General features: G+C 74.3%; 3 protein-coding genes. All 3 read right to left on the bottom strand.

The window, feature by feature from the left end:
- A partial coding sequence (locus IF78_RS49625) for an AMP-binding enzyme (protein ID WP_051827704.1) occupies positions 1-246 on the bottom strand: 246 nt, incomplete at its 3' end.
- On the bottom strand, positions 243-2,741 hold the full coding sequence (locus tag IF78_RS43535) for a non-ribosomal peptide synthetase (protein WP_078662402.1): 2,499 nt from the start codon (positions 2,739-2,741) through the stop codon (positions 243-245). The genes IF78_RS49625 and IF78_RS43535, both read right to left, overlap by 4 nt.
- Complete coding sequence (locus tag IF78_RS45395; protein ID WP_063762162.1) at positions 2,738-10,738, bottom strand: non-ribosomal peptide synthetase; 8,001 nt, start codon at positions 10,736-10,738, stop codon at positions 2,738-2,740. The genes IF78_RS43535 and IF78_RS45395 overlap by 4 nt, the downstream gene beginning before the upstream one ends.
- Positions 10,739-10,832 lie beyond the last annotated feature (94 nt).

Here is a 10,832-nt window from a genome sequence, read left to right as displayed (position 1 = left end):
CTCCGACTCCGGCTCCCGACCGGAAACCCGGCCCGCGAAATCCGGCGCCGGCAACGCCCCCCGGTCCACCTTCCCGTGACGCGTCACCGGCAAGGCGTCCAGGACCACCACCACGGCCGGCACCAGGTACTCCGGCAACACCCGCGCCAGGTACTCCCGCAGCTGTCGGCCGTCCACCGCCGACCCGTCGGATACGACGTAACCGATCAGCCGCCGCTCCCCCGGCCGCTCCTGGGGAGCGGTCACGACGGCCTGGGCAGACCCGGCTGCGCCCAGTACCCCAGCGCCAGACCCTCACCCGCCACGTACAGCTCGCCGGTCACTCCGGGCGGCACCGGCTGAAGAAAGGCATCCAGGACGTACACCTGCCGACAGGGCAGCGGACGTCCGATGGGCAGGACCGAGCCCACCGCCTCGCCCGGGCGCCAGAGCCTCCAGGTCGCGCACAGCGTGGTCTCCGTGGGCCCGTACAGGTGACGCACCGTCACGTCCGGGCAGGTCTCCCGCACCCGGGCCACCGACGCGGCAGGCACCACGTCCCCGCCAGTCAACACCTCACGCAACCCCGCGAAACACCCCGGCGCCTCCCCCGCCAGCACCCGGAAGGAACCCGCCGTCGCATGAACCGAGGTCACACCATCCGCGACGTACGCCTGCATCCGGTCGGCATCCACCACGCCGGGTCCGGCGATCACCACCCGCCCGCCCGCGGCCAACGGAACCCACAGCTCGAACAACGACACGTCAAACGCGTGCGGCGCATGCATCAGCACCGCGTCATCCGGACCCACATGCCACTCGCGCTCACCGACCAGCGCCGCCACACTCCCGTGCGGCACCGCCACTCCCTTCGGCACCCCCGTGGACCCCGACGTGTACATCACGTACGCCACATCGGCCGGACCGACGCGTACCGTCGGCGCGTCCCCGCAGCCGGCCAACTCGCCTGCAACGCCGGGCTCGTCCACGACCACGACCCGCACGCCGACGCCCTCCGGCACCACCGCACGCGTCGCCTGCGAGCACACCACCGCCGCGGGAGCGCAATCCGCCAACACCAGTGAGATCCGCTCCACCGGAGAGCCTGCGTCCATGGGCACATAGGCCGCCCCCGCACGCCACACTCCCAGCAGCACCACCGCCACCTCGATGGACCGCTCCATCACCACGGCGACCCGATCACCACGACCCACACCCACGCCCGCCAGGTACGACGCCAGCCGGCCCGACGCCGCCCACAACTCCCCGTACGACAGCGACCGATCACCCTCCACGAGCGCCACCGCATCCGGCGCCACCCGCACCCGCTCCGCGACCAGCTCCGGCACCGAACCGGCCGGAATCCCACCCGCGGTGGCCCCCCAGCCCTCCAGCACCAGACCACGCTCGGGACCGGCCAACACGCCCAACCGGCCCACCAGCACCGACGGGTCCTCGACCAGCTGTTCAAGGACCCGAGCGAGGACGCCCGCCAGTGCCTCGCCGAGCTGCTCGTCGACGAGGTCGGGCTGGTAGGTCACGTCGACGCGGAGGCGTTCGTCGGGGGCGATGCCGACCGACAGCGGGTAGTGCGTGGCCTGGCGTGCCTCCACGGAGGCGAAGGTGACGGTGTCGGGTGCGGGCTGCTGCCTGCCGGTGCGCGGGTAGTTCTCGTAGACTAGGAGCGTGTCGAAGGTCGCGCCGGGGCCGGCCGCGTTCTGGATGTCCGCCAGGCCCAGGTGCTGGTGGGGCATCAGTGCGGTGTGGTGTTCCTGGAGTTCGGCGAGCATGGGCAGCACCGGTTGTGCGCCGTCGAGGCGCACCCGCACGGGAACGGTGTTGATGAACAGGCCGATCGCGGACTCGGACCCCGACAGTTCCGGGGGGCGGCCGGCCACGGTCACGCCGAACACGACGTCCGTGCGGCCGGTCAGCCGGGCCAGCACCAGCGCCCAGGCGCCCTGGACGACGGTGTTGAGGGTGAGGCCGTGGGTGCGGGCCAGGTCGGTGAGTGCGGCGGTCGTCTCCGTGGAGAGGTGGACGGACCGCCGCGTCGGTGTTGCGGTACCGGGGGTTGCGGTGGCGGCCGCGGCGACGAGCGTGGGCTCCTCGGCGTCGGCCAGCTCGGTGTGCCAGGCGGCTCGGGCGGCGTCCTTGTCCTGGCGTGCCAGCCACGCCAGGTAGTCCCGGTACGAGGTGACCGGGGCGAGGGACGACGCGTCGCCGTTCGCCTCGTAGGTCGTGGCGAGTTCGTCCAGCAGGACGGGCAGGGACCAGCCGTCGAGCAGAATGTGATGGCTCGTCAGGACAAGGCGGTGCCGGCGGGTGCCGAGGCGTACGAGGAGCAGCCGCAGCAGCGGTGCGACCGCCGGGTCGATCCGTCGGGCCCGCTCGCCGCGCACGAGGCGGTCCAGCTCGGCGTCCGCGGCGGCTTCCGTGTGGTCCGACAGGTCGGCCTCGGTCCACGGCAGTGTCACCTCCCGCATGACGAGCTGCACGGCTTCGCCTGAGGCGCGCCGGTGGAAGCTCGCTCGGAGGGCGGGGTGGCGGGCGATGAGCGCCTGCCACGATGCCCGCAGCAGGGTCGCGTCCAGTGGGCCGTCGACGGACAGGACGGACTGCACGGTGTAGATGTCGGGGTGGTCCTGTCCGTCGAAGTCGGCGTGGAAGAGCAGGCCCTGCTGCAACGGCGACAGTGGCCATACCTCCGCGAGGGCGGACCTGGGGGCAGCGGCTCCTTGACCGGCCGTGGGTGCCTTCACAGCGACCGTCCTCCTTCGAGTCCTTCGAGTCCTTGGATTCCTTCAAGTCCGTCGAGCGGGCCGGGCTGGCCGCCGGGCCCGGCCAGTCGTGCCGCGATCGCCTCGAACTCCTCGACCTCGTCCTGGGCGAGGTCGAGGAGGGTGAAGTCGGACGGGGTGTGTCCGCCCGCGGTGGGGTCCGCGGTGTGGCCGGCCAGGGCGGTGAGCAGGTCCAGCCAGGTCCGGCCGAGCCGGTCGGCCGTCGCCTCGTCGAGGACCGAGCCGGGCCAGCTGAGTGTGAGACCGAGCTCGGGTCCCTCCGGGGTGTCGCGGACGGCGGCGGCGGCTTCGACGATGTGGGCCGCGGGCAGGTCGGGGGCGGCCGAGCCGCCGATCGGTGTGCGTCCCGCCAGCTGCCAGGGGGCCACGGCCCCGGTGCTGGGGGCGGTGGAGAATCGTCCCAGGTAGTTGAAGCCCACCTGAGGGGTGGGCAGTGCGGCCAGGACCGGGGCGGTCTCGGGGCCCAGGTGGCGCAGCAGGCCGTAGCCGAGGCCGTCGCCGGGTATCGCCCGGGCCTGTTCCTTGACCGTCTTCAGAAGGGCGCCGACGGCCGGTCCGCCGGCCAGTGCCTGGTCGAGGTCGACGCGGGCGAGGTCGAGGCGTACGGGGTGCACGCTGGTGAACCAGCCCACGGTGCGCAGCAGGTCGGCGCCGCCGAGCGAGTGGCGTCCGTGGCCTTCCACGTCGACGAGGACGATGCCGGTCCCGTCGCCGGGGTGCCGTGCGGCGTCCGCGGGCGCGTCGGCGGCGGGGCGGGGGCGGACGAGGCGGACCGCGCCCGCCAGGGTGGACAGGAGCACCTCGTGGACACCGCAGTGGAACAGGAGCGGGGTCTCGCCGACCAGGGTGCGGGCCTGCCGCGCGGGCACCGTCCACCTCGCGCGGCGCACGGTGGCCGCGGTGTCGCGGAGCGGGTCGAGGTTCCGCCTGCCCAAGGGGGGTTCCGCGTGGGCCACCACAGCGCCCCAGCCCTCGAGTTCGGCGGTGCGTTCCGGTTCGCTGGCCTGTCCGGCGAGCAGGCTCGCCCAGCGCCGGAACGACGTTCCCACCGGGTCCAGGGCGGGCTCGCGGCCGGCCGCGGCGGCCTCGCAGGCGGACCGCAGATCGGGGACGAGGATCCGCCAGGACACCCCGTCCACGGCCAAGTGGTGCACGGCCAGGACCAGCCGGCCGGTGCGTGCGGGCCCCGCGTCCAGCCAGACCGCCCGGACCATGACGCCGGACGACGGGTCCAGGCGCCGTACCGCCTCGCGTGCGGCCCGGTCCGCGGCCTCGTCCAGGTCCGGCTCGGCCACCTGGGCCGCGTCGGTCCTGGTGACCAGTTCCGCCGCGGACACCGCGCCCTTCTCGCGTACGACGAGGCGTGTCTGCGGCCCGGTTTCTTCGGTCCGGGCGCGCAGCATGTCGTGGGTGTCGAGCAGGGCGCGCAGGCCTGCCGCCAGCGTCTCGGTGCCCAGTCCGGCCGGTGCGCCCAGGGTCACCCACTGGGCGAAGCCCGCGCCGGTGACGCGCTCGCCGAGGGCCCGCATCACCGGGGTCCACGGCACCTCGCCCACGCCGATGTCCCAGGCGGCCTCCGTTCCGGTGCCGAGCCGGGCGACGGGTGCGAGGTCCGCGGCCGTCGGGCGCTCGAAGACGTCCTGCGCGGTGAACGACACCCCGGCGCCGCGCGCCCGGCTGACCAGTTGCATGGAGGTGATGGAGTCGCCGCCGAGGCGGAAGAAGTTGTCGTCGGCGCCGACCCGTCCCAGGCCGAGCACCTCGGCGAACAGGGCGCAGAGGATCTCCTCCGCGGCGCCCTCGGGGGCACGCCCCACGGCGCGTTCGGCGAAGTCGGGGGCGGGCAGGGCCGGGAGGTCGGTCTTGCCGTTGGGGGTGACCGGCAGGGTGTCCAGCACCATGACCGCCGCGGGCACCATGTGGGCGGGCAGGATGTCGGCGACGGCCTCGCGGACCGACTCGCCGTCCAGGAGCCGTCGTTGGGGCGTCGTGGAGGCGCTTTCGTCCGCGGCGGCCGGGGTCACGTAGCCGACCAGGCGCCGCTCGCCCCTGCCGTCCCGCCTCAACGCCACCACCGCGCGGCCGACCCGGGGATGTGCGGTGAGGGCCGCCTCGATCTCGCCGGGTTCCACGCGGAAGCCGCGCACCTTCACCTGTGCGTCGGCGCGCCCCTCGTACACGAGGTCTCCCGCCCGGGTCCGGCGCACGAGGTCGCCGGTGCGGTACATGCGCTCGCCGGGTGCGAACGGGCAGGCCACGAACCGCTGGGCGGTGAGCCCGGGCCGGTCCAGGTAACCGCGGGCCAGACCGGCACCGGCGAGATACAGCTCGCCGACCGTGTCGGGGCCCACCGGGTGCAGGAAGCCGTCCAGCACGTAGGCGGCGGTGCGGGCGATCGGGCGGCCCGTGGTGGGGCGGTCCTCGGCGTGCAGCGGGCGGCTCGCCGTCGACGTGACCGCCGCCTCGGTGACGCCGTACTCGCTGTGCACGTCCCGTCCGGCGACGGTCCAGCGGCGACGCAGGTCGTCGGGCGCGGTCTCCCCGCCGATGATCAGTACGCGCAGCGCGGGCAGGTGCCGGGGCGGCAGTTGCGCGAGCATCGTCGGAGTCATCGCCGCGTGGGTCACCCGGGCGGTGCGCATCAGCTGTACGAGGTCCTCGCCGCTCGCGTGCCGCCGTGCGGGCGGGGCGAGCACCAGGCGTCCGCCCGCGCACAGCACGGGCCAGATGTCGGCCATCGACACGTCGAAGCTGGGCGAGACGAGCTGCAGGACCCTGCCGGAGGCGTCGAGCGCGTAGCGCCGCGCGTGGTCGGTGACGAGGTTGCGCAGGGCGCCGTGCGGGACGACCACGCCTTTGGGGGTGCCGGTGGAGCCGGACGTGTGGATCGTGTAGGCGGCGTGCGCCGCCCGCAGCGGTGTCCGGCGGTCCCGGTCGGTGACGGGTCCGGCGGCGTGCCCGGCGATCGTCAGGGCCGTGGCGGGGTCGTCGACGACCACCACACGTCCGGGGTGGTCGGGTGGTACGGCGTCATGGGTCGCGCTTGTGCACACCACGACCGGCGGCGCGACGTCGTCGAGCATCCGGCGCAGCCGTGCCGGCGGGTGGCCGGGGTCGAGCGGTACGTGGACGCCGCCCGCCAGCGACACGGCCAGCAGCGCCGTGACCAGCTCGACGGACCGGTCGGCGAGGACGGCGACCCGCGACTCCGGCCCGACGCCCTCGCCGATGAGGTACCGGGCGAGACGGGCCGACGCGGCTGCCAGCTCGGCGTAGGTGACGGTCCGTCCGTCCGCCTCCAGGGCCACGTCGGTGGCCGCCTCGACGGCCCGGCGCGTGAAGGCGTCGGGTACCAGGACGTCGTCGTGGGTGCCGGACGAGCCGGTCTCCTCCGTGGCGCGAGCGTGTGCCACGGCGAGCGCGCGCTCGCCGGTGCCCAGGACGGCGACGCGTCCAAGGGGCTGCGCCGGGTCGGCCGTCAGCTGTTCCAGGACCCGGGTGAGCCACCGGACCAGTTCCGCGACGCGTTCGGGCGCGATCACGTCGGGCCGGCCGACAAGGTGTCCGCGCAGCCGCTGGTCGGGTACCACGATCAGGGCCAGCGGGTAGTGGCCGCGGTCCTCGGGCTCACCGACGGTCCGCATGGTGAGCGCGGTCTCCCGGTCGGCGGGCACGAAAGGCGCCTCGGGCAGGTTCTCGAACACGACGAGGGTGTCGAAGACGGCGCCGTCGCCGGCGGTCCTGCGGATCTCCTGCAGGCCCAGGTGCTGGTGGGGCATAAGGGCGACGTGACGTTCCTGCAGCTCGGTCAGCAGTTCGGCGACCGGCCGGTCCGGAGCCAGTGCGGCACGGACGGGCAGGGTGTTGATGAACGGCCCGACGATCGACTCGATACCCGGCAGGTCGGCGTGCCGTCCGGCCACCGTCGTCCCGAAGACGACATCGGTGCGCCCCACGAGCCGGGCGAGCACCAGCGCCCACGCGGCCTGCACCACGGTGTTGACCGTCACGCCGTGGGCGCGCGCCAACCTGCCGACGGCGTGGGTGAGTTCGTCGCCGAACTCGAACCGCACCGGACGGGGCACGACCGGCGCCCTGACGGCCTCCTCGGGCACCACCAGCGTGGGCTCCCCGGTTCCCGCGAGCGCCGACCGCCAGGCGTGGCGTGCCGACTCCCGGTCCTGCCGGGCCAGCCAGGCCAGGTAGGCGCGGTACGAAGTCGGGGCGGGCAGCGTCCGCCCGTGACCGTCGCCCTCGGCGGCGTAGGCCTCGGCCAACTCGCCGAAGACGACCGACATGGACCAGCCGTCGAGGAGGGTGTGATGGCTGGTGATGACCAGGCGGTGCCGCCGCTCGCCCAGCCTGATCAACAGCAGCCGCAGCAGGGGGGCCGTCGCGAGGTCGAACCGTTCGGCCTTCTCCCCCTCCGCGAGCCGTGCGGCCTCGGCCGCCGCCGCGGGGGCGGGCAGCGCCGACACGTCGGCGTCGCGCCAGGGCAGCGGCACGTCCCGCACGATGACCAGCACCTGCGCGCCGGAGTCACGCCGGCCGAAGGAAGCGCGCAGTACGGCGTGGCGGTCGAGGAGCAGCTGCCAGGAGGCGCGCAGTCGCGCCACGTCCAGGGGCCCGTCGAGGGCCAGGACGCGCTGGCTGGCGTACACGTCGGGGCTGTCGTGGTCGAACGTCGTGTGGAAGAGCATGCCTTCCTGGAGCGGGGACAACGGCCAGACGTCCACGAGGCCGGGCCGCTCGGCGCGCAGCCGGGCGAGTTCGTCCGGTGCCAGGTCCGTGAGGAGGGGTTCGGTGTCCGGGACGCCTGTCTCCCCGTGTCCGTTCGGCCGCGCCGCCTCCGCTGCCTCGGTCAGGGTGGCCACGGCCGCGAGGCCAGCCGGTGTCTCGTTCTCGAACACGTCCTGCGCGGTGCAGAGCAGGCCTGCGCGGCGCGCCTGCGCGGCCAGCTGCATCGCCATGATCGAGTCGCCGCCCAGGGCGAAGAAGCTGTCGTCGGCGCCGACCTCGTCCAGTTTCAGTACGACGGCGAACAGTTCGCACAGGGCGGCCTCGACCGGCGTCCTGGGAGCGCGCCCGGTGACCTTGCCGGCGAAGTCCGGCGCGGGCAGGGCCGTACGGTCGACCTTGCCGTTACGGGTGACGGGCAGTGCGTCCAGGGCGCACACGGCGGCCGGGACCATGGGGTCGGGCAGCAGTCCGGCGGCGTGGGCGCGTACGGCGTCGGTATCCACTCCGGCCGCGCCATCCACGCCGTCGGCTCCCTCGGCTACGACGTATCCGACGAGACGACGCTCGCCCGGGGAGTCCTCCCGGACGGTCACCACCGCCTGGGCGACGGACGGATGCGCGGCAAGCGCCGCCTCCACCTCACCCAGCTCCACCCGGAACCCACGGATCTTCACCTGCGCATCCGCACGCCCGACGAAGACCAGTGAGCCGTCATCGGCCCAGCGCACCAGGTCGCCCGTCCGGTACATCCGCTCACCCGGCACGAACGGACACGCCACGAACCGCTCCGCCGACAAACCCGCCCGCCCCCAGTAACCGCGTGCGAGGCCGGCGCCGGCGACGTACAACTCACCGACCAGGCCTGGCTCCACGGGTCGCAGGAAGGCGTCGAGGACGAAGGTGTGCCGTCCTGGCAGGGCGCGCCCGATGGGCAGCACCGGGTCCGTCGCATCACCAGGCCGGATCAGATGCCAGGTCGCGCAGAGGGTGGTCTCGGTCGGGCCGTACAGATGCCGGACGGTCACCTCGGGGCAGACCTCCCGCACCCGGGCGACCGAGGCGGTGGGCACCACGTCGCCGCCGGTCAGTACCTCGCGCAGACCGGTGAGGCTGTCCGGCTCCTGGTCCGCGAGGACCCGGAACGTGCCCGCCGTCAGATGCAGCCGGGTGACGCCCGCGGCCACGTACGCGCGTACCCGCTGCGCGTCCACGGGTCCCGGCTCGGCGACGACCACCCGGGCGCCCGCGGCGAGCGGCACCCACACCTCGTACAGGGAGGCGTCGAATGCGTGCGGCGCGTGCATCAGCACCGTGTCGTCCGGGCCCACCTGCCACTCGCGCTCGCCGGCCAGCGCGGCCACGGCTGCGTACGGCACGGCCACGCCCTTCGGGGCCCCCGTCGACCCAGAGGTGTACATCACGTAGGCCACGTCGTGCGGGCTCGCGGGGATGAGGGGGGCGTCGGCGTGGGCCGGCTCCCCCGCGGTGGCCAGGCCGTCGAGCATCACCACCCGGGCGCCGCTCTCCGGCACCGTCGCACGGGTCGTCCCGGCGCACACCACCACGGACGGGGCGCAGTCGACGAGGACCCGCGCCACGCGTTCGGCCGGATGGCCGGGGTCCACGGGGACGTAGGCCGCCCCGGTCCGCCACACCCCGAGCAGCGCCACCACCAGATCCGCGGAGCGCTCCAGCACGACGGCGACCCGGTCGCCGCGGCCCACGCCCGCGCCTACCAGATGCCGGGCGACCTGCCCGGCCCGCCGCCACATCTCTCCGTACGTCACGGAGTCCGCGCCGTCCGTGAGCGCCACCGCGTCGGGGCGGCGCAGCGCCTGTCCGGCGATCAGCTCCGGTACCAGCGGGGTCCGCACCGGCTCGGCCGCGTGGGTGGCGGCGGGCCGAGGGCGGGCCGCGGCGTCGATCCGGCCGATCGGCGCGGACGGGTCCGCGACCAGGCGTTCCACGAAGTGCACCAGGGACCGGTGACTCCCGCGCGCCCATTCCTGGTCGTAGTGCGCGGGGTTGGCCTCCAGGGAGAGGGCCATGCCCTGGTCGTCCGACCAGCCGCTCACGACCACGCTGATTTCCTCGACGCGGCGGTTCGACAGGTCGCGGACGATGCCCCGGCAGTCGCCGAAGCGCAGGTTCTCCCCGAGGGGCAGGATGTTGACGAAGGGGCCGAAGTGCCAGCGGCCGCCGTCCGGCCAGGCCAGTTCGCGGCGGAGCCGTTCGCCGCGGTACCGCTGGTGCCGGAGCAGTCCTGCGGTTTCGGGCCCGGCCGCGCGGGCCAGGTCGTCGAGGCTCGTGTCCGGGGTGGCGCGCAGCCGGAAAGGCAGGACGTTCGCCATCGTGCACGGGGTGCGTCGCGCCGGGCCCGTGAGGCGTGCGGCTACCGGCAGGCTCAGTACGGCCTCCTCGGCGCCCGTCATCCGGCAGGTGAACGCGCCGACCGCCGCGACGACCAGCCGGGGCCAGCTCACCTTGGCGCGGGCCGCCGCCTCGTGCAGGGCGCGCACGGCGGGCGGCGGAAGGTGGCCGGTGGCCAGTGCGGCGGCGTCGGAAGCGGCGGGGCGGTGGCCCGGGATGGCGATGAGCTCGGGCCGGTCGGCGAAGTGGTCGTGCCAGTAGGTGCGGTCCCGGGTGCAGTCCTCGGAGTCGCGGTAGACGGACTCCTGCTCCAGCAGCTCCCGCAGTGGCGCGTGACCGGCGGGGCGGGGCGCAGTCGCGTCCAGCGCCGCCGTGTACAGCTCGGCGACGCGGCGTGCCATCAGCGAGCAGCCGAAGCCGTCCATCAGCAGGTGGTTGTAGCGCTGGTACCACACATGCCGGCCGGGTGCGAGGGTGAGCAGCGCGTACGCGAACAGGGAGCCGTCGGGGGACGCCGTCCGGTGCAGTTCGGCGCGCATCCAGGCCTCGGCCGCGGACCAGGGATCCTCGTGCGCGGTGAGGTCGACCGCCGTAAGGTTCAACCCGGATGACGGGCCGGCGAGTTGGGAGACGCCGCCGGGTTCCTCGACGAACCGCACGTGCAGGATCTCGGTCTCCTCGACGGCCCGGCCCAGCGCGTCCTGGAAGGCTCCGGTGTCCAGCGGCCCGAGGATCTCGATGTGCTGGCCGATGGTGTAGAAGCCGCGCGAGCTCTCGATGCGCTGGGCCAGCCAGATCCCCTCCTGGCTCTCGGACAGGGGCAGGGTGGAATCCGCTTCGCTGCTCATCGCTCTCCCTTCAGCGCGCGGCGGTGCGTGTCTCGTGGGTGTGCGTGGGCCGGCGGCGCCCGGTCGGCTCGGCCGGGTCGGTCGGCCCGGCGGG

The organism is Streptomyces bicolor, from assembly GCF_000719285.1.
In the GTDB taxonomy this organism is placed as follows: Bacteria; Actinomycetota; Actinomycetes; order Streptomycetales; family Streptomycetaceae; genus Streptomyces; species Streptomyces bicolor.
This window is presented reverse-complemented; position numbering and strand designations above follow the sequence as displayed.

Coding starts and splice junctions, on each gene's coding strand:
- IF78_RS45395 (WP_063762162.1), bottom strand. CDS start 10,738: ATGAGCAGCGAAGCGGATTCCACCCTGCCCCTGTCCGAGAGCCAGGAG.